Source organism: Cognaticolwellia mytili, assembly GCF_002104475.1.
Classification (GTDB): Bacteria; Pseudomonadota; Gammaproteobacteria; order Enterobacterales; family Alteromonadaceae; genus Cognaticolwellia; species Cognaticolwellia mytili.
This window is the reverse complement of record NZ_NBOF01000005.1, coordinates 184,082-210,890: the sequence shown is the minus strand read 5'-3', so window position 1 is coordinate 210,890 and position 26,809 is coordinate 184,082. Positions and strand designations below refer to the sequence as shown.

At 37.1% G+C, this 26,809-nt stretch carries 19 protein-coding genes; 14 read left to right on the top strand and 5 right to left on the bottom strand.

Features of this window, described 5'->3' with window-relative positions; translation table 11 throughout:
* Positions 1-124: 124 nt before the first annotated feature.
* The 8 genes from B7C41_RS16630 (at position 125) to B7C41_RS16595 (ending at position 9,845) form a co-directional block, all read left to right on the top strand.
* Positions 125-754, top strand: a complete 630-nt coding sequence (locus B7C41_RS16630) for an OmpA family protein (protein WP_085300082.1) — start codon at positions 125-127, stop codon at positions 752-754.
* 257 nt (positions 755-1,011) lie between these two features.
* Positions 1,012-2,286, top strand: a complete 1,275-nt coding sequence (locus B7C41_RS16625; protein WP_085300081.1) for an efflux RND transporter periplasmic adaptor subunit — start codon at positions 1,012-1,014, stop codon at positions 2,284-2,286.
* A gap of 11 nt (positions 2,287-2,297) precedes the next feature.
* Entirely contained in the window at positions 2,298-2,999 is a 702-nt protein-coding gene (locus B7C41_RS16620) for an ABC transporter ATP-binding protein (RefSeq protein WP_085300080.1), read from the top strand.
* A 9-nt stretch (positions 3,000-3,008) separates the two neighbouring features.
* Complete coding sequence (locus B7C41_RS16615) at positions 3,009-4,367, top strand: ABC transporter permease (RefSeq protein WP_085300079.1); 1,359 nt, start codon at positions 3,009-3,011, stop codon at positions 4,365-4,367.
* An 11-nt stretch (positions 4,368-4,378) separates the two neighbouring features.
* Positions 4,379-5,596 (top strand): ABC transporter permease, encoded by a 1,218-nt coding sequence (locus B7C41_RS16610; RefSeq protein ID WP_085300078.1) that lies wholly within the window; start codon positions 4,379-4,381, stop codon positions 5,594-5,596.
* Between the two features lie 74 nt (positions 5,597-5,670).
* The gene (locus B7C41_RS16605) at positions 5,671-7,128 is read left to right on the top strand and encodes an amidohydrolase family protein (protein WP_085300077.1); all 1,458 of its coding nucleotides are present in this window, start codon (positions 5,671-5,673) and stop codon (positions 7,126-7,128) included.
* A 63-nt stretch (positions 7,129-7,191) separates the two neighbouring features.
* On the top strand, positions 7,192-8,538 hold the full coding sequence (locus tag B7C41_RS16600; RefSeq protein ID WP_085300076.1) for a sigma-54-dependent transcriptional regulator: 1,347 nt from the start codon (positions 7,192-7,194) through the stop codon (positions 8,536-8,538).
* Positions 8,538-9,845 carry a sensor histidine kinase gene (locus tag B7C41_RS16595; RefSeq protein WP_085300075.1) on the top strand — a complete coding sequence of 436 codons (1,308 nt, stop codon included), beginning with the start codon at positions 8,538-8,540 and terminating at the stop codon, positions 9,843-9,845. Before B7C41_RS16600 ends, B7C41_RS16595 begins: the two co-directional genes overlap by 1 nt.
* 62 nt (positions 9,846-9,907) lie before the next feature.
* Here B7C41_RS16595 and B7C41_RS16590 read toward each other — a convergent pair whose 3' ends face one another.
* Positions 9,908-11,773: a methyl-accepting chemotaxis protein gene (locus B7C41_RS16590; RefSeq protein WP_085300074.1), complete on the bottom strand. Its 1,866-nt coding sequence runs from the start codon at positions 11,771-11,773 to the stop codon at positions 9,908-9,910.
* 543 nt (positions 11,774-12,316) lie between these two features.
* Here B7C41_RS16590 and greB point away from each other — a divergent pair.
* From greB to B7C41_RS16570, 4 genes are all read left to right on the top strand, one after another.
* Positions 12,317-12,790: a transcription elongation factor GreB gene (gene greB / locus B7C41_RS16585; protein ID WP_085300073.1), complete on the top strand. Its 474-nt coding sequence runs from the start codon at positions 12,317-12,319 to the stop codon at positions 12,788-12,790.
* 274 nt (positions 12,791-13,064) lie between these two features.
* On the top strand, positions 13,065-13,847 hold the full coding sequence (locus tag B7C41_RS16580) for a phytanoyl-CoA dioxygenase family protein (protein WP_085300072.1): 783 nt from the start codon (positions 13,065-13,067) through the stop codon (positions 13,845-13,847).
* 570 nt (positions 13,848-14,417) lie between these two features.
* Positions 14,418-16,463, top strand: a complete 2,046-nt coding sequence (locus B7C41_RS16575) for a sensor domain-containing protein (RefSeq protein ID WP_085300071.1) — start codon at positions 14,418-14,420, stop codon at positions 16,461-16,463.
* Positions 16,460-18,055, top strand: a complete 1,596-nt coding sequence (locus B7C41_RS16570) for a bacteriohemerythrin (protein WP_085300070.1) — start codon at positions 16,460-16,462, stop codon at positions 18,053-18,055. The genes B7C41_RS16575 and B7C41_RS16570 overlap by 4 nt, the downstream gene beginning before the upstream one ends.
* 102 nt (positions 18,056-18,157) lie before the next feature.
* Here the strand turns inward: B7C41_RS16570 and B7C41_RS16565 are convergent, their stop codons facing one another.
* Positions 18,158-20,206, bottom strand: a complete 2,049-nt coding sequence (locus B7C41_RS16565; protein ID WP_085300069.1) for a winged helix-turn-helix domain-containing protein — start codon at positions 20,204-20,206, stop codon at positions 18,158-18,160.
* Between the two features lie 126 nt (positions 20,207-20,332).
* On the opposite strand from B7C41_RS16565, the gene B7C41_RS16560 reads away from it, so the two are divergent.
* The gene (locus B7C41_RS16560) at positions 20,333-21,253 is read left to right on the top strand and encodes an alpha/beta hydrolase family esterase (protein ID WP_085300068.1); all 921 of its coding nucleotides are present in this window, start codon (positions 20,333-20,335) and stop codon (positions 21,251-21,253) included.
* Positions 21,254-21,503: 250 nt separating this feature from the next.
* Here B7C41_RS16560 and B7C41_RS16555 read toward each other — a convergent pair whose 3' ends face one another.
* Together B7C41_RS16555 and B7C41_RS16550 are read right to left on the bottom strand one after the other, a co-directional pair.
* On the bottom strand, positions 21,504-22,742 hold the full coding sequence (locus B7C41_RS16555) for an alpha/beta hydrolase (RefSeq protein WP_085300067.1): 1,239 nt from the start codon (positions 22,740-22,742) through the stop codon (positions 21,504-21,506).
* Positions 22,743-22,983: 241 nt separating this feature from the next.
* Positions 22,984-23,799 carry a peroxiredoxin family protein gene (locus tag B7C41_RS16550; RefSeq protein WP_085300066.1) on the bottom strand — a complete coding sequence of 272 codons (816 nt, stop codon included), beginning with the start codon at positions 23,797-23,799 and terminating at the stop codon, positions 22,984-22,986.
* 380 nt (positions 23,800-24,179) lie between these two features.
* On the opposite strand from B7C41_RS16550, the gene B7C41_RS16545 reads away from it, so the two are divergent.
* Positions 24,180-24,551 carry a hypothetical protein gene (locus B7C41_RS16545; RefSeq protein ID WP_085300065.1) on the top strand — a complete coding sequence of 124 codons (372 nt, stop codon included), beginning with the start codon at positions 24,180-24,182 and terminating at the stop codon, positions 24,549-24,551.
* Between the two features lie 108 nt (positions 24,552-24,659).
* On the opposite strand, the gene B7C41_RS16540 is transcribed toward B7C41_RS16545, so the two are convergent.
* Positions 24,660-26,495: a cytochrome c peroxidase gene (locus tag B7C41_RS16540; protein ID WP_085300064.1), complete on the bottom strand. Its 1,836-nt coding sequence runs from the start codon at positions 26,493-26,495 to the stop codon at positions 24,660-24,662.
* Positions 26,496-26,809: the final 314 nt, after the last annotated feature.

Sequence of the window (26,809 nt, the reverse complement as noted above, 5' to 3'; positions counted from 1 at the left end):
ATTTTGCAGAGCTAATAATTAAAGTAAGGTGCTGTACTATTGAAATAAATAGCGCTTTGTTCACCTGTTATTCAGCTAGTTTTGTTATGATGCGAACAAAGTATTTCTACATAAGGCAGTATTCATGCATTCAAAAAAAATTATCATCAGTTTAGTTGCATTTTCATTGGCCGCTACCGGCTGTGTTAGTACCAACCAAGAAAAAGGTGCTGCTATTGGCGCTATTGCTGGTGCAGTGTTAGGTAAGTCAACCAGTAATCATAAGAATAAACGTGCCGTTTGGGGCGGAGCTATTGGTGCTATTGCTGGTGCCGCAATAGGCGGTTACATGGACAAGCAAGAACAAGAGTTTCGTGATGAATTAGCCGGTTCAGGCATTGAAATTGTGCGTGAAGGCGATAACTTACGCTTGATCATGCCTGCTAATATTACTTTTGCAACTGGGCAAGCTTATATTACGTCAGGTTTTTACAATACGTTAGATGATATCGCTCGAGTGCTAAATAAGTATGAAAAAACCTTATTGAGCATTGAAGGCCACACTGACAGCCAAGGTGCTGAACAGTTTAACCAAAACTTGTCTGAACAACGTGCTGGTAGCGTTAAGCAATACTTAACTAATAAAGATATTGTTGCTAGCCGCTTAAAAACCATTGGTTATGGTGAAAGTCGTGCAGTTGCAGATAACATGACTGCTAATGGCCGAGCACTGAACCGTCGTGTAGAAATTCAAATTATTCCTAATCAAGCATAATTCCTTCGTTAGCTACTTAATAGCAATAAAATACCGCGCACTGTCGCGGTATTTTCATTTTAACAATAACTTTTCATTATACCTTTAAGCAATTCAAAACTTACTGTTCGCACACCCTGCTTTGCGAACACATGTCTGTTCGCACAAAATAAAAAATAAATTTATCCTTAAATATCAATGGATTAAGGTTTGGCATCGTTTGTGCTATATCACCAGTACATCAATACCCATATGTTAAAAGTTTCAGGGAAAAGAAAATGTTAAAAGATACTTCTGGTCAAGATGTACAGATCGCCCAAACTGGCAAAAAGAAATCATTAATGATGAAAGTGACAGCCGTTGTTTTATTGATAGCGGCTATCGGCATTTTCGTTGTGCCAAAATTTAATAATATGTTTTCGTCGGATATGGCGATTTCAAAAGAGCGCTTACGTTTTGCTGTGGTTGAAAAAGGTAACTTACAACGTGATATTGGCGTGCAAGGTCGCATTGTTGCAGCTAATAGTCCAACACTCTATGCGACGGCACCAGGTATTGTCAGTTTGTTTGTTAAAGCAGGTGATGCGGTTAGTGAAAACCAAAAGTTAGCTGAGGTTGATAGCCCGCAATTAAAAAATCAATACGAACAAGAACTGGCAACGCTAGAGCAATTAGAACTAGCCGTTGGCCGTCAGCGTATTGAAATGAAAACAACACAGCTAAATAATCAGCAAACGATAGAAATGTCAGCGGTTAATTTAGAGGCTGCGAAAGTTAATAAAGATCGCGCGGTGACCAGCATTAAAGACTCGCTGATCAGCAAAAAAGAATATGAAGAAAAAGTTGCTGAATTCAAGCGCGCTAGTTTATCGCATGAACATGCTAAGCAAAGTTTTGACTTGCAAAAAGAAAGCATGGAATTTGAATTAAAAACCCGCCAGTCACAACTTAATCGTCAGCAGTTTGTGGTTAATGACCTACAACGACAAGTGAATGAACTAACGTTATTTGCGCCAACCGACGGCATCATTGGAAGCGTCAACATTCGTGAAAAAGATAGTGTCGCCAGTAATACCTCATTAATTACTGTTATCGATTTAAGCGCCTTTGAAGTGGAAGTGAATATTCCTGAAAGTTTTGCTGATGACCTTGGTGTTGGCTTAGCGTCAGAAATTAGTTTTAACGGTGAAAAGCACGATGGCCAATTAGTGGCTATTTCACCTGAAGTTACCAATGGACAAGTGGTTGGGCGTTTGCGCTTTAATGCGGAAACTGTAGCAAGTTTGCGTCAAAACCAGCGTGTTAGCGCGCGTATCTTAATTGAATCAAAAGAAAATATTTTAAAAGTCCGCCGTGGCGCTTTCGTTGAAAGCGGTGGTGGACGAATTATTTACCGAGTAAATGACAGCAATGCAACACGTCAAAAAGTTACCTTAGGTGCTCGTAGTATTGGCGAAATAGAAGTGGTTTCAGGCTTAAAAGCTGGTGATGAAATTGTTATCTCAAGTATTGATATTTTCAATAATCGCGAACAAATCTATCTGACTAATTAGGAGAAAAACAAATGTTAAGAATGGAAAATGTCAGCAAAATATATCGTACAGACTTAGTAGAAACGCATGCCTTACGTAAGGTGGATTTACACATAAAGAGTGGGGAATTTGTATCAGTTACCGGTCCTTCGGGCTCAGGAAAAACTACATTTTTAAATTTAGCCGGCGCTTTAGAAACCTTCGAAGAAGGTGATTACTTTCTAGATGGTCATAACGTAAAAGGACTCAGTGATGACAAACTCTCAGAAATTCGAAATCAAAAAATCGGATTTATTTTTCAAAGCTTTAATCTTTTGCCTGATTTACCCCTCTTTGACAATGTTGATGTTCCACTACGCTACCGTGGGATGAGCGCAAAAGAGCGTAAAGAGCGTATTGAACATGCACTAGAAACTGTGGGCTTAGCATCACGTATGCAGCATTTACCGACCCAGCTATCAGGTGGTCAGCAACAACGTGTTGCTATTGCTCGTGCTATTGCGGGTGATCCGTTATTTTTATTAGCGGATGAACCTACTGGTAATTTGGATTCATTAATGGCGCAGCAAGTAATGGAATTACTTGAAGATATTAATAGCAAAGGCACAACCATTATTATGGTGACGCATGATGATCAACTCGCACGCCGTGCACATCGCAATATTCAAATTTTTGATGGCCAAGTCAGTGATATTGAAAAATCAGTTGCTGATGATGTTATTCGCAGCGCATAGGAGTTAATTATGTTCAGTTATAATTTTCACTTGGCGCTGAAAAGTTTGAAAGAACGCCCTGCGCTAACTTTATTAACCATATTAGCGATAGCGACAGGTTTAGGTTTATACACCACAGTTAAAACCATGAGCTACCAAAGTGGCCAAGTGCCGTTAGCGCATAAGAGTAAAAATGTATTTCTATTGCAAATGGACAATCGTGAAGTTACCGCCGATGCGGTAGAGCACCAAGCACGCATGGTTGATACTACCTACAAAGATACTTTGAACTTAATGCAGATGGAAATGCCAGGTGTAAAGCAAACGTTTAACTGGTCAACGTATGGTATTTTAAATGTTGAAGATGAAAATATTAATCCACTAAGAACTTTTGCCGCGGTTACAAATAGTGCTTTTTTTACCATGTTTGAACCACCTTTTTTACATGGCAATGGTTGGGACAAAGCGACGGAAGAAAGTGGCGAAGCGGTTATTGTTATTAGTAAGCTAATGAACGACAAGCTTTTTGGTGGCCGTAATAGTGTTGGTGAAAGTGTGCGTATCAATACCCATGTTTTAAAAATTATTGGTGTATTAGATACTTGGCATTTAACACATAAATTTTATGACCGAAGTTTTTCGCGCGCACGCCCAGACAATTTCTTTATTCCTTATAGCTTTGCTATGCAAAATGGTTTACCGCGTCGTGCGGGGTTTGATTGTTGGGCAGCGAATGCTGATATTGCTCGTTCGTTTCGCACTGAGAATACAGAACGCTTAATTAACTCTGAATGTGCTTGGGTAACGTTTTGGGCTGAGGTTCCAGAGGAAAAATTTGCCGACTATCGTCAACAAATTATCAGCTATATGGAAAGTGAGCGAGCATTAGGGCGTTTTCCGCGAGAGCTAGTCATGTATTTAACCAATTTAAATGACCAATTGGCATATGTTCATGGTCGAAACCAATTTCTTAATACCTTTTCTGTCTTAGCAACATTATTTTTTGCTGTTTGTTTGTTGAACGCCGTGGGAATTTTATTAGCTAAATTTATGCGCCGGAAAAAAGAGGTGAGCTTACGCCGAGCCCTTGGCGCAAAAAAGAAAACCATTATCATGCAGCACTTACTTGAAGTGATCATTATTGGTTTCTTAGGCGGCGTACTTGGCATTGTTATTTCTTACTTTGGCCTGCAAGGTATGATGAGTATTCGCCTGTACTCCTCTGATTACACAGTACGTGTAGAAGATGTTCTACCTTATTTTCAGCTGAACTGGACTATGATTGGTCATGCTTTTTTAACTGGTATTATTTGCACCATAGTGGCCAGTATTTATCCGATTTGGCGTTTGTGTAATGTTCCTCCCGCTAGCCAACTGAAGTCACAATAAGGAGAAAAAGTATGGATATTAAACCGATTTTTCTTGGACTAAAGCAAAATAAATTTATGGCGATGCTGATGATTATTCAGATTGCCTTCACCATGGGCGTGCTAAGCAGTTCAGTACTGGTTGCAACCACAACATTACAAGAGTGGAATAAGCCCTCAGGCATTCCGCATGAGGATATTGTGCGGATTTCACCGGAGTTTTTTGATGATAGCCAAGATGTTGGCCAAGCAATGTTCAATGACCTTAAACGTGTTAAAGAGATCCCATCAGTTATTAATGCTGCGCCATCAAATGCTGTGCCTTTTACTGCTGAGAATATGATTGATGTCTACTTGGCAACAGAGGAAGACGCACAGGGTTTTAAAACCGTTGTATTTGAATCAGATGAACAAATTATTGATGTTTTAAAGCTGTCATTGGTTGATGGACGGTTAATTACTGCTAGCGATGTGGTTAAAGGTGATATTGAATCGACGCCACAAAGTGCTGCTGAAGTAATGATCAGTCAAGATATGGCGCAGGTGTTATTTGGCGATGACTCTGCTATTGGCAAAACTATCTGGTTAGCAAAAAATGCTGATCCGGTAAAAGTTATTGGTGTTTATAGTAACTTTATGACTGGTGAGCGTTTGAATGGTCGAGGTAAGTCATATCAGTCGATTATTCGCCCTCAAGTTAAGTGGAGTCAAACTCAACAACCGCATTACTTAATGCGTGTGGAACAAGGTACAGCGGTTGCATTACTAGAAGATATTATCGACGTATTCTATTTAGAGCGTGGCCGTTATATCAATTCCAGTGAGTTGTTAAAGCGTACACAAAAGCGTATGTATGATGGTCGTGGTAGTCGCGCCTTAACCTTTTTAGTCTTAAGCGTCGTTTTACTGATAATTACAGGTCTAGGTATTACCGGCTTAACCGCTTTTCAAGTAACACAAAAGCGTAAGCAAATAGGAACACGTCGCGCATTAGGTGCTAAAAAGAGTGATATTATGCGTTACTTTTTGACTGAAAATAGTATTTTAACCTTGATTGGACTAGTGATTGGTGTCGCGGTAACTTTGTCGATTACTTTTGAGTTATCCGAGCAAGCAGGTCAAAACTTTTTCAACCTCAGTGTCTTGTTAATGACAGCACTATTACTTTGGGTCGTGAATATTTTGGCGGTTTGGTTTCCAGCTAAACGTGCCGCTAATATTGCCCCTGCCATCGTGACACGCAGTGCGTAGTTGACCGAAAAACCAGCATAATATTAAAAAATCATAATATTATGCTGGTTGAATTTATTTAGGAAAGGAAGCAAATGAAAGTCTCAGGTATCGTACTATTGTCAGTAATGAGTTTTTTGAGCGTGGCAAAGCAAGGTTTACTTGTCAAAAATGTCACCTTAATATCGCCAGAGCTTGAAATGGTGCAGGAGAATCGCAATGTACTCATTGTTGATGATCGTATTATCGATAATAATGTACGGATTGTGGAGGAAGAAAAATACCGCCATGTTATCGATGGTAGTGACCAGTTTCTCGTGCCGGGCATCATGGACAGCCACGTTCATGTCTCTTCTATACCTGGCATGGGATTTGGTGGAGAAAAGCATGTAGTTGAAAACACTGAACTGGCAATGCAGTACTTTACCCAACAGCCAAAAAGTTTTTTGTACCATGGTGTGACGCATGTTGTTGATCCGAATCCTGGAAAGCACTGGTCAGAATTTGTTAGCGGCGAAATACATCCAGACTATTTTCGTTGTGAAGTGATCACCTCAAAAGAGACTTTTCCTTATATCGAAAAAATGCCAGAGATTGCAGATGAAATTTTCTCGTATTTAGTACAAGAGAATACTGCCGTAGATGACAAAAATTCACCGGAAAGTCTGGTTACAAAAATAGCTAATTCCGGTGCGGTGTGTATAAAACTGTATTTTGAAAATGGTTATGGAGACAGTAACCAGTGGCCATTATTGAGTCCTGCAACACTAAAGCGAATTAAAACTGCAGCAGTAAAGAATAATTTGATGATTTTAGCGCACGCCAATGCCATAGATATGTATCAAGCAGCGCTTAATGCGAAGGTTGATATGCTTGCCCATGGACTTTGGAACTGGGGTAAATATAGTCGAAATCAGCAATTACCAAATGAAATGTTGACGTTGTTGAACGAAGTAAAAAGTAAAGACATTGGATTTATGGCAACACAGCGTGTTATTGCCGGGCTTGGTGAAGTGATGTTACCTGAAACTAAACACAACTCAGCGTTTTTAAAAACTACACCTAAAGCATTACTAAACTGGTATAAAACACCAGCTGCACAATGGTTTACTAAGGAATTGATTGCAGGATTTGATGGCTTATCGTCAGAAAAAATAGCAGAAATATTTCTTTATGGCCGTACGAGGAAAAATCAGCAGGTAATCACTTATCTTGATAGTGTCCATCATCCAATGCTTATAGCGTCTGATTTTCCAGGAAGCCCAAGCTATGCTAATCAACCGGGGTTAACCACATATCAGGAAATGCAAATGCTGGCGCAAGCTGGAATTAGTCTAAAAGGGGTATTGGCAGCGGCGACTATTAATAACGCGAAACAATTTAATTTAGCAGATGACTATGGCAGCGTAGAAAATGGTAAGGTAGCGAACTTATTGTTACTAAATGAAAACCCGTTGAAAACTATTGAGGCTTGGGACGCTATTGATAAAATTATATTACGTGGAAAAGTTCATGCACGTGATGATTTAAGAGCAAATAAGCCGGTACATTAAATGTAACTAACATATTACAAATACCCCTGAAAATATATGTCATGGATAAAGGTATAAAGATAAATGAAAGCTCGAATACTCGTTATTGACGACAATCCAGATATTGCTCACGCACTAAAGGTCTTATTTACCATTAATCAGCTGGACTGTGATCATTGCTTAACACCAGAAACAGGGCTTTCGGCGCTTGATAATTCGCACTACGATCTAGTAATTCAAGATATGAATTTCACACAAGATACGACTTCTGGCGAAGAAGGTATTACGTTATTTAACGAAATTCGTCGCCGATTTGCGGACTTACCAATAATTTTGATGACCGCATGGACGCATTTAGAAACCGCCGTCGATTTGGTCAAGTCTGGTGCCAGTGATTATATTTCAAAACCTTGGGATGATGACAAACTCATCATTACGGTTAATAACTTAATCGAGCTTAGTGAGTTACAACAAGCGCATCGTAAGAGTGCCTTAAAGCATAATCGTCAACAACGAGAACTGGCACAACAATATGATCTGTGTGGTATTCGCTACCAAAGCGATGCCATGTTTAATTTATTGCAGATCACCACACAAGTTGCGCATGCTGATGTTTCGGTATTAATTACCGGCCCTAATGGGGCAGGTAAAGAAAAGGTTGCTGAAATTGTACAAGCCAATTCAAGTTGTCGCCAAGGCCCATTTATTAAAGTAAATGTTGGTGCACTTTCACCTGAATTGATGGCAGCAGAGCTTTTTGGTGCTGAAGCAGGCTCGTACACCGGCATTACGAAACGTCGCATTGGGCGTTTTGAATTAGCCAATAACGGAACGCTATTTCTTGATGAAATTGGTAACTTGTCACTAGATGGACAAGCAAAACTATTACGAGTGCTTGAGACGGGTGAATTCGAACGCATTGGCGGTAGTGAAACGATAAAAGTTAACGTACGTATTATTAGTGCCACCAATGCCGATATTAAAGGCGCAATAGCCAAAGGCGATTTTAGAGAAGATTTATATTATCGTTTAAATGTTATAGAGCTCCCTTTGTTGGCATTAAATCAGCGAAAAGCCGATATATTACCTTTGGCAGAGCATTTTTTAGGTGAAGCTTTTCAATTGACAGAGCAAGCATGCTTAACGTTGAAACATTACGCTTGGCCTGGCAATATCCGAGAATTGAAAAATGTTATGCAAAGAGTGTCATTACTCGCTCGTGATAAAGTTATTGATGAAAAAATATTAGCATTAAATGTTCAGTTACCTGAGTCAACTACTTCATCGGCTAATACTGAAGAGCTCACCGCAGAAGATATTCAGCATGCGATTTCCGATGCCAGTGGTGTTATTTCTGAAGCGGCAAAATTATTAGGACTTAGTCGTTCTGCACTTTACCGCCGCATGAAAAAATTTGAGATAGTAGGTTAATGCTAAAAAGGTCTTTATTCCTGCGCTTATATGCAGCCACTGCCATAGTGATGCTGTTTTATGGTGTTGTACTACTTGCTTTACCCAAAGAAGCTAGCTTTATCAGTATTGAAGTGATTCTGGTGAGTGCTGGCTTCTTGTTGGCGTTATTACTGGTATCTAAGTGGTGCTTAGCGCCATTAATGAAAACACTATCAGCAATTGATAACGGCATTGATGCGTTTAAAGATAACGATTTTAGTCTCACTATTCATAACCAAAATTACAGTGAAGTATCGAACCTAGTAAAAATTTATAATGAGCTAGCAACGGTACTGCGTAATGAGCGTATGGATATTTTTCAACGTGAGCTGCTACTCGATACTGTTATTCAAAGTACCCCCGTGGCAATGGTACTGGTGAATAGTAATGATAAGGTGGTGTATAGCAATTTAGCTGCAAAAGAAATGTTTTGCCAGAGCAGAAAATTAGAGGGCGGAGACTTTACGGCTCTTTTGACTAACCTGACACCAGTATTGCAAACTGCAACTCTGGCGCGCGATGAAGGTTTAGTTACTGATTTACAAGACGAACAAGCATTAGTTTATAATATGAACTGCCAACAATTTATGCTTAATGGTCGTGAGCACCAGTTATATTTATATAAAAACATGACCAACGAAATATCGCGTAAAGAGACTGATATGTGGAAACAAGTCATTCGATTAATTAGCCACGAGTTAAATAATTCTTTAGCGCCTATTTCATCACTAACACGCTCAGCACAAAAAATTATTACACAACCAGAGCATAGTCATATGCTCAACGATGTATTAGAAACCATCGGTAATCGCGCCAGTCATTTACATGGTTTTATTGAGCAATATGCTAGTTTTTCCCGTTTGCCCCAGCCAAACTTTAAAGCGGTAACGTTAAAAAATTTCTTTCAACAAATTGAAACTTTAGTTGGCGTGTCTTGTTACTTTGATGTGGTGAGAGTAGAAGCAGTGTTTGATGCTGGGCAGATTGAACAGGTAATTATTAATTTAGTTAAAAATGCTAAAGAGTCAGGTTCTAAATTAACAGATGTTAGCTTTGAAATGAAGCAGCATTGTGGGAAATTGATCTTTAATGTTTTTGACCGTGGTACTGGGCTGAGTGTAAAGCAACAGCAACAAGCGTTATTACCATTTTTTACTACAAAACCGACGGGTACTGGTGTTGGGCTAGCATTATGTAATGAGATAGTGATGGGGCACCAAGGGAAGCTTAAACTGTTAAATCGGGAACATGGAGGGCTTTGCGTGAGTTTCAACTTAAGCTTTTAGATATTAAGTCAGTTAAAAATGCAGGCGATATATTGCCTGCATTTACTTTATTAAGTGACTGTTTATACTTTAAATTGGTTTAATAGTTCTTCTTGGTTAGTTATATCGTCTACTTGTATTTTCATTGCAGCATTTGTTTCTGTCGCAACTCTTAAAACACCTTCAGATAAATCATTAATATTTGATGTGTTTTTACTCATTTCTTCAGCTACAACACTTTGCTCTTCGGCTGCACTGGCAATCTGTAAATTCATATCAATAATTTGAGAAACGTTGTCTCGAATTTGGCTATTGGCTTCATTAGCTAGGTTTGCTTTATCCACCGTGGTTTCTGTGGTGACCTTACTACTATCCATTACAGAAACAACAGCAGCAACACCTGATTGTAACTTCTCAATCTTTTCTTTAATTTCTGAAGTAGCATTTTGAGTTCTGGCAGCAAGGCCTCTTACTTCATCAGCTACTACAGCAAAGCCTCTCCCCGTTTCTCCTGCTCGTGCAGCCTCTATTGCCGCATTTAACGCTAATAAATTTGTTTGTCCGGCAATTTCAGTGATCACACTCAAAATTGACTCAATGCTAACCGTATCGTTTTCAAGTTCTCTAACGACATTAACAGCCTGATCAATTTGTACTGATAAATCTGTAATTGAACTAACGGTATGCCCGACCGCTTCAACTCCTTGAATTACCGCTTCGTCGACGTCTTGCACTATTTTAGCTGCGCTCTGAGCATTATTAGCCACCTCAGCAGCGGTTTGCGCCATCTCTGTCATTGCTGTTGCAAGCTGCACTACTTCTTGGTTTTGTTGTTCCATTGATTTTGCAGAGTCGCCTGCTCCAGTCGCAACCTGGGTTGATTCTGCCATGATGCTGCTACTTGTGGTTTTTACCTGTTTTATGAGTTCTTGGATACGAATTGAAAACTGATTGAAGCTTTTAGCTATTTGCGCAAACTCTGGTTCAAGCTTAGTGTTTAAGCGCTGAGTTAAGTCACCTTCTCCGCAAGCGATACTTTCCATCGCTTGATTGAAAGTATCTAGAGGCTTCATGAGATGATTCAATACGGCCTGCATAATAAAAAGAGCAAGAATAATAGCGATAAGAGAGTAGGTAATAGCTTGATTACGCAAACTTGTGATAGGCTGATTAATAATTTCATTATCAAGTACTACCCCCATTGCCCAACCATAGTCAGGTAATGTACGAAAAACAACCGTGCTCTGTTTTCCTGAAACTTCCATCTCTATTGGCTGGTTAGTGATGTTAACCGTAGTGTTGAATAATTCCGCCATTGGCTTGCCATTTAGCTCAGCATTTGGGTGTGCAACAAAATTACCATCGTTACTAACAATAAACGCATAACCCGCGCCAAATAAATTAGCGCTATTACTGATGCTAGCTAAGTCCTTCAGACTCACATCAGTAAAAATGGCACCAAAAAATTGATTGCCTTTTTTTAGAGGGGCAGCAATTGAAATTAAAATTTCTCCTGTGGACGCGTCAGCATATGGTAGTGTAAAAACTAATTTATCTTCCGATTTTGCTTGTTTATACCAACCACGAGCACTTGGGACAAAGTTAGGTGGCTGCCAATTAGGGTTGTTACCAATCCAAGAACCATCTTCACGGCCAATGCCTGCTAATTCGAACTGTTCCATAATCATAGGTTGACCAAACGAGTTCAGAAAGCTTTCATCTGAGAAGTCTTCAGCTAATAATGATGTAGCATAAGCTGTAAGGTTGGCTTTACTTGATAGCACTTCTTCAACGTGATTAGACATAGAAGAAGTAAGTTCGTTAACACTGTCGCTTACTTGCTGATCAATTTCAGCTTTCACCTGCAGATAAATATTGGCCGATAATAACCCTAATGATAAGGTCAAAATAATGCTCACCGTAATAATTATTTTGTGCAAAAACTTCATTGTGTATCCTTAATGATCTATGGTCGGCGTCATATATTGACGATGTCTTTTATGGTTTTAATATGTGGCTAAATATTCAATAGGGAAAATTAATTTAACATTACTGAGGTAATTTAGTCACCAATAAGGTATATCGCAAATTTTATTGAAATTTCAATTGATAATAATAAAAGGTAGATACTTTTTACAGTATTAACAAGAGAATTGAGCTATCTTCGATATTTTTAGTGCATTTAGTTGCTTTTTAATCTGCTATTGATTGTTTAGATCAACTTTTTAGGAAATTTATCGCTAAGATATGTGCTGAAATGTTACTTCAAAATTTAGCGCGCTAGATAGTGATAAGATTAAAATAAAGATATATAAGCTTTATGGACTAATTCAAAAAAGCATTAATAGTGACAAGTAAAAAATTAGCTCTTATGATGTTATTTTTGCAAGAGCAGTGAAAAAATAGAGATTAAATTTTCACCTCGTGCAATGACTACTCTTTCATGGATGTTTATTTCAGTAGAAAGAATTACGGATTCTAAAATATTGACAATGAAAACTAAATTAATTACTCGACGGGGCTATGTCTTACTTCAAGATGAGTTAAATAAGCTTTGGCGAGAGGACAGGCCCGAAACAACTCGTAAAGTCTCATGGGCTGCTAGTTTAGGTGATCGCAGTGAAAATGCTGATTACCAGTATAATAAAAAACGTCTACGTGAAATTGACCGCCGAGTACGTTATTTACGCAAAATACTCGAAGAGCTTAAAATTGTAGATTATGGCCCTCAACAAGAAGGAAAAGTATTTTTTGGTGCTTGGGTGAGCTTAGAAAACGATGATGCAGAAACACTAAAGTTTCGTATTGTCGGGCCGGAAGAAATATATGGCCGAAATGATTATTCATCAATCGATTCACCGATTTCACGGGCATGCTTGAAAAAAGAAGTAGATGACGAAGTTGTCGTACGAACACCTACAGGTGAAAAAGTTTGGTATATCAATGATATTTGCTATGAAAAATGATTGCGTCATCGAGTTTGAAGTGAGAAATAAAGCAACTCTAAACGCTTGTTAACATAGATAAGTGCTTATCTATCTGCATAAATTCGATAAATAGCCTTCTTAAAAAGATATAACTTTTAAATATTGATGAGTTTTCTAGATGACTTTACCAGCGTAATAAATAATGAAGCAATGCTCTGATTAATGATTGTATTAGACTACGATTGCAATGTCGGGCCGTTTTTTCCTTTAGGGCAAACCTTAATTTATTTAAAAATAGAGGCACTAGTAGTAAATGTTAGACAAGCGCAGTCAATGGAATAACGACTATAATGAACAAGGTTATTTTGTTATTAGAGATTTTTTTAGTGACGTTGAAATATCGTCTCTAAGAAAGGTAATATTAAAATTTCATGAGTTATGGAAGCAAGATAATACAGCTTTCTATGAAGAAGTCGCTTTTAACTCTTCCTTAATTACTGGGAGTAAATACCTTGCGTCGAATGATCGTGTCACACTTTTCAACTTTATTAGCTCAAAAAAAATAATGAATATTGTAGACACGGTTATAGCGACCAAACCAGCATTTATGAATACGCAGTTATTTTTTAACCCGGTTAACCCGCAACTCAAAGATTTTTGGCATCGAGACTGTCAGTATGACCATGATGTTGATGTACAAAAAAAGGTCATCCATGAAACTCAGGTGTTACATCTTAGAGTGCCGTTATTTGATGAACTTGGTATGGAACTGGTTCCTGGTACACATAAGCGTTGGGATAACGAAGAAGAGTTTAATATTAGACAAGAAGAGAAGGGCAGAGCAAGTAATGAAGATTTGCCTGCGGGTAAAAAAATTCCATTGACTGCCGGAGACTTATTAGTTTTTTCTGCAGATATGATTCATCGTGGTCTATATGGCTTAGACCGGTTAGCGTTGGATATTTTAGTTTTTGATTCTGCGGGCGACTTTGTTGATTATGTTGATGATGATTGTTTACCTGATGCTTCTATGTTAAAAAAAATTGACGATCCAAGATTATTTACTAATACACTATATTTAAAATCGTTAACTTAACCTTATGTCCTAATTCTACTATGAAATACTAGCAATTTTTTGTCCTAGAACTCGCCTTGCTCATTCACTACGCTAGTTGTTGAAACGTAAAGGGCGCAATAACTGCTATCATCACTGTTGCCTTTTTTATTGCGTGGTGAAGTTACTTCCCATTATTTTTTAAAATTTTTGTTTTGGCTTACATTAGAGTAGCCATAATTCACTTCAATTTTGTTATCGGTTGGAACCATTTTCATGTGCTTTTGTACATTTTTGTATTCAAGTTTATTGCTCTGAAACCTAAAAATTTGGCTATGACTAGTAAGGCATAGAATATCAACTAATATTATGGATATGTTGGCGTGAACCCTAATTATTTCGTAAGTGATAAGTAACGACTTAGCCCTTCTTTCGTTGACCGAACTGATAAATTATTTTGCTCTCGACTTCAATAGAAGGCTTAACAATCCTTAGTAGTTAATAGTGCCTAATTAATTGTATTTTATATAATCTTTACTAATATTATTAATATGCTCTAGCAAGCCTAATAGGCGGTGACTTTTTACTTTACTGTCAGGGATAGGATATAAAATGAAAAGCTTTGATAAAGCTGAAATGACAGCAGGAATTCTAATCTTAAACACCGATGGTGTTTTGATTGATGTGAATACCAAATACCTTGTTATGACAGGATTTTTAAAGGAAGATTTAATTGGTTTATCAATTGAGCAATTTGATAAATTTTCTGCGAAGCAAATATGTAGTAAAACTGACAATGAAGCCTTTGGTCATTATCATTCAATATTAAAACGAAAAAGTGATACGAATTTTTCAGCTGAAATTTGTTTTTTTTGTCGTCGTATAGATAATAAAGATCACATTTTATTATTTGTGAAAGAAGTTAATGATTCAGATATATCGAAAGTTAATGCCTCTATTATTGAAAAAATTTTTAATCATACTAATGAAGCCATTATCGTAACTGATAATCAAGGCTACATAAAAAATATCAATAAGGGGTTCACGCTTATTACCGGCTATACACAGAAAGATGTGATAGGTAAAACCCCCGCTATTTTAAACTCAGGAATACAAGATAAAAAGTTTTATAAGCAGTTTTGGCGAAGAATCAAAAATGAAGGTTGTTGGCAAGGTGAAATTTGGAACAAAAGAAAGAATGGAGAAATTTATCCAGAATGGCTGAACGTCAGCAGCACTAAGGATGTAGAAGGTAAAGTTTCTAACTATATTTGCCAATTTACTGATATTAGCAACCGTAAAAAATCGGAAGAAGAGCTACATTTTCAGGCTTATCATGACACATTAACTAACTTACCTAATAGAGAGTTACTCTTTGAAAAAATCGAACGTTTATTTTTAAATCATAGAGAAACTCCAACCTGCTTTGCTGTATTTCTTTGTGATTTGGACCGATTTAAAGTTATTAATGATTCACTTGGACATGAAGTGGGGGATGCGCTATTAAAGAGTGTTGCTAATCGGTTCTATGCAAAGTTGCGTGACAATGACCTTATTGCTCGTAGCGGTGGGAATGAGTTTATTGTCGTTATTGAAGGCACAAAACCATTAATGAACTTAGATAAAATTTGTCAGCAAATCTTGTCACTTTTTGAAATGCCATTTGATACTGAATATGGTGAATTTAAAAGTACTATCAGCATTGGTGTTAGCCAATTCCCTTCCGATTCTACAGATGTAAGAGAGTTAATTTCATTTGCCAATGTTGCTATGAATAAAGTGAAGGAAATCGGCGGAAATCACTATATATTTTTTGATAGTCGAGAAAAGCAACTGATACAGCAGCGTTTAGAGCTTGAAAATGAAATTTACCAAGCGATTGAAAATAAACAATTTGAGGTCTGGTATCAACCACAAATAAACACTAAGACGAATGAAGTCTATGGTGTTGAATGTTTACTTAGATGGAATCACCCCGAACAGGGGCTGATAGCTCCGGATCTATTTATCCCTATTGCCGAAGCTAATGGCTCTATTAGAGAGTTGGGATATTTTGTTCTAAAAACCGCATGCCATCAGCTTAAACAGTGGCGAATAAGTGGCTTGTTTACTGGTATATTGGCGATAAATGTTTCATTACGACAGTTCGAAAGAAATGACTTTTTAGCTCAGATACAGCAAACTTTAGCAGAAGAAATGTTGCCAGGTAACTGCCTTGAAATCGAAGTGACAGAATCTATATTCTCTGAAAAAAATCAACATAATAATGATATTTTGTATGCGATTAGAAAATTAGGTGTCAAAGTCGCTATTGATGATTTTGGTACGGGTTATTCGTCATTACAACGCTTAAAAAACCTGCCGATTGATAATGTGAAAATAGATAAGTGCTTCGTTGATCATATTGAACATAGCCAAGAAGACGCAGCAATTGTGATGGCTGTAATATTACTATCACAAACTTTCAATATTGATTTGATCGCAGAAGGAATAGAGACCAAAGAGCAAGCGGAAAAGTTAACCTTGTTGGGCTGTTTTAATCAGCAAGGTTTTCTTTATAGCAAGCCACTTAATATTAATGATTTTGAACTGTGGCTTACTAAATTTAATCATAAGTATGCGAATATTAATCGACAAAGTGAGATCAACTATTTATGAAAATATCGAGTCAGCCTGATGTTGTGATGATTTATCAAGAACGTGATAATGTTGAAGCTGCCATTCAGCAAATTATGGAGTTAGAGCTCAAGTTTAATGCCTATAAATATAACCCCGAAAAGCTGCGTACTATTGCCGAAACTAAGCCTAAAATACTGTTGTTATCATCAAATAATATTAAAAATACCATACAACTTTATATTAATTACTTAGAAAAGTATGAGCAACAAATAGCACCTCATAACGCAATATTGCTGATTAACAGTCGCGAAACCTATCGGGCATATTTAGCCTGTGAAAACGGTTTATTTGATAATTACGTTATTATAAATCCACTTAATGAACCTTATCGATTAAAACTGGTATTACTACAGGAGCTTCACTTAATAGAGAGTCATAAAAATGAAGGATTAGAAAAGCTTATTTCTGAAGGTGAAGATGAACTTGCTTCTTGTATTGAGCACGGTGTAATACTGAAAAAATCGTTCATTCAAGAAGTGAATGATAGCAAAGCAGATATTTTAGCGGCATCGAATGCCGCAGCGTTAGACAGTGATGAGGCCAGATTAGTATTACAAAATTTAGTGGGTTTGAGCTTAGAAGGCATGAATGAAAACATCTCTGCAGGTATTCAGAATATTTTAGATCAACTTGTCACTTTGAAGTTAAACAGTAAAGCGCTAACAGAAGGCGTTGAAAAGCGTAGTACGCCGAAAAAGAAAACTGTTGTAGGAATGAATACTAAGTTATTGACGTCAGATGAGATAAAATTAAACCCTACAGCAACAGTGAGTTATAAGGTACTTATTGCTGAGCCATCTAATTTATTTACTCGTGTAATAGCCGAGATATTCTCTGAAACGGCATTTAAATACCTACTAGTAAATGATGGGCAAACAGCATTGACACAAATTAGCGACTTTAAGCCCGATGTAGTGCTTTTAGCGTATGACTTACCCAAAATTAATGGTTTTGATATTACAAAAACTATTCGTGCCCAAGGTAATAAAGTACCTATTATCGCTTATGTGCACCAGAAGGATAAAGCGGAAGTAAAACGTTGGATTCCACTCGGCTTAAGTGGTTATTTAGTTAAACCGTCTAAAAAAAGTGCTATTTTAAAAAATATTGAAAAAGCAGTTAAAAATCCAATTGAAATAATACCTCATCGTAGTAATGCTAATAATACAGATATTCAATGGGTTGAAGAATACTCGGTTGGCAACGCTGACATTGATGAGCAACATAAAGAGCTTTTTTTCATGATAAATGATTTTTTTAAGCAAGATAGTAAAGCAAAGGCTATTATGCTGTTCCAGAATTTATCTGCTTATATAGATTTGCACTTTGCAACAGAAGAAGATCTATTGAGACAAATTAATTACCCGAATACCGAAGAGCACATTAAAAAACATGATGAATTGAGAGCAAAATTTCACTTATTGCAAGATAAGCTTGATAACTACCATACTGATATTCATCATAAAATTGGTATGTTTCTTTATAATTGGCTAGCGCAACATATTTTGAAATCTGATATGGAGTATCGAACTTATGCCTTATCAATTGAAGAGCCAAGTTTCTGCCAATAGTTTCGGCCGCTGAAAATCTGTTCAGTGTTGCAGTACTTGATAAGAGAGTAACTATTACCTTAGTACTGCGCTTTGCGCTGATCTTCTAGCCTGGCTCTGAAACTAGTTACTTAGCGATAAAGTGTTTTTCCAAACACTGGCCTTTTCTTGTTCGGTTACTTTGTATGCAACTTTATTCTCGTTAAAGTTGATATTAAAGAAGTAAGAATTTGGTTCATGAATTTCCCACATTGTGGTTTCTTTATTTGTTTTCAAATTGCGCCTAACTATATAATTACTTTTCCATGAGTAGATATTATCTCCACGAACTTGCCATTTATTCCAATCAGTGATTTTAAAATCTTCTTTTATTTTTGTTTCTAATTGTGTGTCGAGGTTAAATTGAAATAAACCTTCCTGACTATATTTACTCACCAATAGAGTATTATTTGAAGCTACATAGTTCGCGCTATAGCCCCCATTTTTTGTCATTTTTTTGGTATTACCTGACGCTAACTCTACCTCCCAAAGCTGCCAATCTCCACTTTGGTCACTGCTAACAATTACGTTCTGGTTATTCATTACCTCTGCATAATGGATATTTTTTAAGTTGACCTTAATCTCTTGCCACTGCTTGTTGTGTAGTGAGTATTGATATAACTTTGAATTTATACTGACGATGATGAAGCTATCGTCTTTGGCCCACTTCATATTTACAATGTGTTTAATCGACTCGGGAAAGTGCAACGTAGATACTTTATTCTGCTGATCTATCAATTGAATATCTATTTTTCCGCTATCGGTGGAAAGATAAACTAGCGCATCTGAAGTATTAGCGTAAATAGGATGAAAGTTAGTAAAAGGTGAATGAGTTAATGCTTTGGCTGGCTTGTTGTCTTGATGCGACAGCTGATAGATATTTCGTGTAGCATCGAACTTAACATACGATAATAATGACAGATGTTGGGAATAATCAGCCTGCGTTATGCCCTTACTATCAAGCAGCGCTTGGTGTTTTTTCGTGATTAAATTAAAAGACTTAACCCCTTCATTATCAGATGTGAGTATCGTTTGGTTATCTAGCCAATCAAGTCCATTAACACTATAAAAAATGTTATAGCTTTTCACTATTTTTATATCACTCAAGTCAACCACTTTAAGCATTGCTCCACCATCTTGCTGGTATTCAAAAACAGCTAATTCTTTGCCATTAGGAGATAATGAAAATAGATAGTCGCCTCTGGTATTACCTTCTGGATTTGAGTTTGTTAGCTGCTGTATTCGCATGGTATCTAATTGAATACTTCGAATGCTATATGGCTGAGAAACCTGATCTCGAAAGTTAAAGTATAATTTTCGAGAGGAGGCATTATATGCCAAATGGGTAATGGCTCTTTTGGCACAGTCTGTAATTTTTTCTATATGCTTATTTGAAATGGTAATTTTAACTATTTGACAGTTCCTTTCTTTCAAACTATCGAACCTTGTTGCGAATATAGTATCAGCGTCTTTAAATATTACATGCGTATAATAATAAGAGTCATTAGTTAACTTTGATGCTGTTAGACCTGCGGGTTGAAGCCATAATTGTGCGTATTTATTTTTTGAATTTCTATGGATAAAAACAACATCGCCATTTTTAAACATTTGCTGTTTAAATGCATTACCTTTAACCGTTGTTAAAGGTGTAGGTTTTGAAAGACTAAAGAGCAAATCACTTTTCACTGTGAGCTTATAACTTAGGAATACTATTAATACAGTCGCTATAAAAGCGAAAATTATCAGACGTCGAACCGTATGACTTGGGTGCTTACCAGTCCCTGGCAGGTTAGTTGTATTTTTATCAATTAGTTTGGCACTTTCTTGTAAATGAACAACAGCGTTGAAGCGATACCCAACTTTACTGACAGTAACTATATACAGAGGCTTTTGAACATCTATTTCAATTAATTTTCTTAATTCTCCAATTGCGCGGTTTACAGCGGCGTCACTAATAATACGTCCCTGCCATACTTTTTCGATAAGTTCTTTGCGTGAAATAGCTCGATTAGAATTTTTACATAAATAACAGAGTAAAGTGAATATTTTTGGCTCGATTTCAATTTTTTGAGCATTTTTGCTTAATGTGAAATTATTTTCATGGATGATAAAAGAGGAAAAAGAAAATATCATTTAAGAATGTTAGCCTTTGTTTTTATTGTGATTATAAAAAAAATTATCATTTCATTATATTTTCATTATTGCTCTTTTTAAGGTTTTTCTACAAGTTATTTCCAAATATATTGAAAAGGATAAACTATGGACATGCGTAAACACACACTTACAAAAATTTTGACGATTAATATGATACTGTGGGGGATATTAACAGGTTGTGGAGGAGGCTCTAGTAATGAAAAATCACAACCAGTCCCAGCACCTACACCATCAGTGCCAACCGCAACTGCAAAGTGCGGACAATATTCAATTGACAGTGATCAGTCGTGCATAACCATAGGGAATAGATCTGCTATTACTTACGCGTCAAATGACACAAGTGAATATTCTGGTTTAGCAATTTTTTTACACGGCGCCCCAGGTGCGCCAACTAAAGTCTCTGAAATATTCGGTTCCAAAGCAATAGCAGATAAATTCAACCTTGTTAGCATTGCTCCTAAAGGTAATAACTCTAGTTATGAATGGACAAGTACCAACAATACTCTTTCTGAAACACCAGATGTTGACTATTTGATAAATGTTATCGATGAGGCCCAAAGTAAGTACACTTTTACAGATAATAAAATTTTTATTTTTGGGTATTCAGCTGGTGGATTTATGGCATATAAATTGGCGTGTAAAATACCAGAGCGATTATCTGCTGTGATATCACTTGCAGGTCAGTTTAGAGGTGACTTCGATGCTTGTTCTACTTCTACTTCAATTGCAGTGCACCATTTGCATAGTACTATTGATAAGGAAGTCCCATTTTTTGGTAGAGATAATGGCAATATTGCGTCGGTGCCTGATACCATTGCATTTTGGCAGAATAAAAATGGTTGTAGCACAGTAATTGAAGAAACAATTCAAGCAGGTGTTACTGCGGCTAGCACTGAAACTCGAACTGAAAAATATACAGATTGTGTAAATTCAGTGGCATTGTCGTATTTAGACTCTGTTGCTCATGAAAGTAATTATATTGCAGAAAGCTTGCTTTCTACCTATGAATATTTGTTAATAGATTAACTCAATAACGGTGATATTACTCAACGTCAACTGAAGAAGACTTCGAATAAGTTATTTTTTTCCGACAGTCTTTTACTTAATAATTAATCGGGATTAAAAATTAAAGTTGATGTTTGTCACGCTTTAGCACTAAGTAATGAAAAACAAATGCTGCTTGAGTATTTGGCTAACATCTTCAGCTATATAAAGCGGTTAATATGATAAATGGCGGCTAAGGTAATGAGTCGCCATTTAACATTTTAAGTTGAGATTACATTAGTTCCCACACTTCCCAGCTTTCAAATTGATATTGCTCAGCTAGCTTTAACGCAATATCTTGATGCTTTTGTGCTAAATCTTGTCTATCAATAGCGTCATAATAAACACTCATTTGTTTATGCCAACCAGGAAAACTTTCACCTTCAGCTTTTACATTCTTTAATAACTGTAACGCTTTTGGATGATCTTTCTTTTTATTAAAGCCATTGGCAAGATGAATGTTTACCATAGTGTATGACTCAGGAAACTCTGCTTTAATCACCGCTAATATCTCGTCAACTTGCTGAATTTGTTTTGACCAAAACATGTATTTAGCAAATTGGTAGGCGTGTAACCATTCAAACTGAAAACCTGCCCAACTTTTTTGTTGTGTTTTAAAGTGTGCGAATACTGCTTTATAGTCGCCAATTGCCAGCATATCTGTGCCATCAATTGCATAATGAGGTGCTAAAAATTGTAAGCCGTCATAAAGTGCAGGTAGGGCAGTAGTAAAGTGATTTTCATTAGGGTAATGCTTGTACTGCCACCTTAATGATTTAGCTGCCGATGCTTCAAATACTTTAACAACCTCGTCAACACCCATGTCTTCTTCATTAGCAAGAGAAATAAATACAGGTGCTTGTAGTTTATTTGCTGCTAATAATGGTGTCAGTTTTTTTGGCAAGCTGTTGCCATCAAACCAAGCGCTAGGACTCATGGCGAGAAAAGCATTAAATGGTGTATTTTGTTGCATCATACTGTAAAGCGTGAATAAACCACCAAGTGAATACCCTGAAAGCGCCTTTTGCTTATTGGTGCGGTAATTTTTATCAATTAACGGCAGTAACTCTTGGCTAATATAGCGTTGAAGTTTTGCTGCATCACCGAAAGCATCATCATTCTTATCTGGCCATGTTGTCGTTTTCAGGTAGTCATCACCGCCTTGATTCGCTATTCCTATCACGATCATCGGTGGAATTTTTCCCATACGGGTGAGATTTTTTACTACCGCTGACACATGTTGAAATTGAAAGTCAGCATCAATAACGTACAGGCTTGGGTAATGTCGCTTATTCATCAAATAGCGCTCTGGCAGCGATACCATGTAACGTCTTTTTTCGGAAAATATTGTTGATGAATGTTGATGCTCGTAACCATTAACAATAGGTTTGCTGGCATGTTCAGTCTCAGCAGCGTAACCAGTAGCACTAAGAATAATTAACCCGCACAGTACAAAAATTATTTTTTTCATTAACCAAACACCTGAGACAATTTTTTAGATGATTTACATTATCAGAACACATGAAAAAGACAGTATAGCTTTGGTGAAGAGTTGGTGAAGCTTAGTATTTACTATAAAAATAAAGTATTAACGTGATTTTTACGAAATAGCATAAGCTTTATATAAGGCGTAGTGAAGAAGATAAACAAAAGTTAAGTGAAATCCTTGTAAATACAAAATGAAAAATACTTAACTATTAGCACTTATTCAATTAACTAAGTATAAAATTATCCTTAATGACCGCCATTAAGTTCTCATGGCTCGCACGAATACGATAATCTTTTGATTGATCAATCCACTTAATAATACCGTTTTCATCAATTAAGATAGAGGTTGGTATCGACATTGAACGATAGGTAAACATGCTAAATGACATTGAAATGCCAAAAATGGTTTTGATATTATTAGACTCCCAACCTACGGCCTTTTGGTGCTCAACACCGTATTGTTTCACAACGGCTAATTCAGGATCTGAAAGCAGTGAAATATTAAGATTGTCACGTTTAATATGTGCTTGGACCTGTGCTGTGGTATCACCTGATAAAGCGAACACACTGACACCGTAAGCATCAAGTTCTGGCTTCATGTTACTCATCATTTTCAGCTCTGCGTTACAGTATGGACACCATGAACCACGATAGAATTTTAATAGCATTTTTTTGCCCTTTAAAACCTCAGAGTTGAAGATGTTTCCTGTAAAGTCATCTGTAGTAAACGGTAAAATATTGTCGCCAACTTTTACTTTCAGCTTTCCTAGTGGTGTTCTTTTCTGCACAAGAAAAAACAGCAGTATCGCACTGATTAATATTAGTAAGCTAACAGAAAGCGTAGTAACAAAAGTTACTAGCGACGAGCTTGATGAAAACACCGCATAAACTCCTAGCGCGATACTTATTGGTAGTGCTGTTGCTAGTCCAATTGGGTGTTCAGGTGTTTGGTTTTTTTTTAGCTTTGAAAAGTAAGATGCTAGACTGGCAGCAGCAATTATAATACTTAGTAAGGTAAAACTTATGGCTATTTGATTCATATTTTTTCTCAGCGAATTTCTAAAGTGATCGCTCTATTGAGGCCTGTATAATTTGTTAGTTGAATGTTTTAGTATCATGCCCTTTGATAAGATTAAGTTCAAATACTAAGCACTAAGCACTAAGCATGAAAGTGGCAGTAGAAGTGTATGAATTTATGTTTTTAGCTCAATTTATTCGCGCTTAGAAGTTACAGATAAAACAAACTCTTTGTTTATCTTTTTTTACATATAGACAAAGTTATGTTCATTTTAAGTTGTCTTATTTAACAAAAAACTAATAAATTGAGCTTTATCAAGTCATCATATTTAGATTAGGCTAAAATGAAGTGACAGTTTTTGCGACGTATCGTCTTGGTTTTTCAATATAATTGGATAATGAAATGAAAAAATATTTGCTAGTTTTATCAGCGTTGTTATTTGTGCTTACCGGTTGTAGCAAGTTGGTGGATGTGCAGCTTGATGAGAAGGTAACCGTGTTTTTAAGTGACGGTAGCGATAAAAAAGTACAGTTGATAGCAACAGATCCCGAATATATTATGCTAAAAGCGTGGTTGGAAGAAAATAAAGCTGACTGGTTATCTACATCGGGTCGCTATTCAGGTGGGGTATATCTCACATCAGGTAATTACGGTATTCAAGTCACTGACAGTAAAGTTGTGCTGTACTCGAGTATTACTGACAAGCCAACGGCTATTTATGCACAAGAAATTGAACGTACTGACTTAAGAGCGTTAAAAGATTTGGGTAAGTAACCTTACTTGGGTTAAGTAACAGCTAATCAAATATCGAGCCTATATTTATAAGGAAGGTATGATTGTCAGAAATATTGCTGACAATCATATTTTTATTAAAATAAACGGTTATAGAGCCTTACCGTCCTTATCAACCGCATCAAGCTGATGACCATCTGGCCCACCGTCTCTAGGAGGAGTTAAAGCATTCATTTCATTGCTGCCGGCGAGTGCGCTTTTATCCGTCAATGAGCGCAAAAATGCCGCAAGGTAGCCAATTTCTTGTGTACTAAAACTACGAGTTACTGCGATGTCCCCACGATCAGATACTGCACGATTAGCGGCATTTAATGCCAATACATGCGCTTCACCGTCACCAGAAATTTCAGTACATTCCGCAATACTTAAGTGTTGAAATTGTGGCAAATCACAGACTTCATTATTGCGATAAAAATCATTCAACGACTGGGAAACATTTGAATAATGTTGAATTACACGTTCAAGCGTTGCGAAAACGCCTTTGTCTCCGTAAGGCGCAGTAATACCAACATTTAATAAGCTAGGCATTCTAAATTGGTTTTTATCGTTACCGTCACCACCCGCATTGACACCAATTTGTGGGTACAGTGGGCCACGTGTTTTTTCTGGGCTAAAGAAAACACCGTCATGGCAGTTGGCGCAACCGGCACCAGCATAAAAAAACAAAGCACCACGTTTTTCATCCTCATTTAGGCTTTGGTCATCACCATCAATATAGTCAAAGAAGGGGTTGTCTATAAATAAGTATGAGGCTTGATAAGCGGCAATTGCACGGGCGATAAGAGAAAAGGTTATGTCTGTAGAGCCATATACTTGATTAAATTCATCGCTCCAATCGGCTACTAGTTTGCTGGCAATATGTTCTCGGTAATCTTGTGGTGAGCCAAAACCCGCGCTATCTCCCATTTCGGCCGCAGCAGTAATAGGAAAATGTGCCTGAGCAATTAATAACCTTAAGGGGTCAGTATTGTCAACCTCAGCTCGCATCGCGTTAGTGACGGTTTTTTCTGGTGTTCTGATGTCAGCTGTTGAAACAACGCCAACAGGTGAGTTTCTATTGGGCTCTTGTAAGCCAACCCGTTGATCCCAAAACATACTCTTTACCCACAATGCTGAGTTACAGATATGAGGTGAGCTACGCCCAACTAAAGGAACAGTATTGCCGTCAGAGCGACCGACACCCAGAATATTAGGGTTGTCAGCATTCACGCCAATAGATAACGATAGGTTGTCGCTGCCACAACTGAGCGCTGGATGATGACAGGATGAACAGGCAGTATCATTGTTTTGACTTAAGGTTTTACTATGAAATAGTCGCATGCCAAGATTAATCAACATTGGATCTTCTTGTCGTCTTAAGCGAGCGGTAAAAGCCCTTATATCCTCAAGCCCACCTTTTAAACCGTAATGTGAAATTGCTGTATTCAAACAGCCGTCTAAATCTTCTGACGGAATATCAACTAGTTTTGTATTACGTCCTGAATTTTGTGGGCAAGCATCACTTAGCCTCATACCACCTTGGCTAAAACCTGCACCATTACGCAAACCGTCATTATCCGCCGTTAGTAATGTTTTTGTACTATCAGTATTTGACGGTTCACTATGGGTTCCATTGCTATTGAGAGCGATGACATGGTAGTTGTAGCGAGTATTTACATTTAGCCCATTATCGATAAAAGTTGTATTGGCTGTTGTGGCTACTTCGCTGTCATTGCGAAAAATGCGATAACCGATAACATTACTGACATCCTCTGGTGCCTGCCACGATAAGCTGATATCACTTGCTGAATGAGTATGAACAATAAGTTGATGCGGGTTTGTATTACTATCTGCTAATACGGGTATTGAGAAAAGTAATGATAATGGCAATAAAAAATTAACCATTTGATAGAAATAGCGTTGGTTGTGTACTAAATGTTTTTTCATTGTTCAATTTCCTTAACTATATTGCACTTAACAAGTTTCTTGCTGACGCTGAATACAAAACTAGCAGCAATGTTTTGGGAGCTAATTAAAGAATACACTTGAAATGTGCAAAGAATATGCAAATGAGGAAATAGATCAGGATAAAGGTGCACATAGAACGTGTCTGACAATAAGTAGGCAAAAAACATCACAAAAACTCTTTGATACCGGCGTAAATGAAATGTTATTTTCAAGTGTCTAGCGATTATTTTCCCTTGGTTAATACAAAAAATCCGAAATAACTTTCGTCTTTTTTAGGTCGGCACCGTCTTACA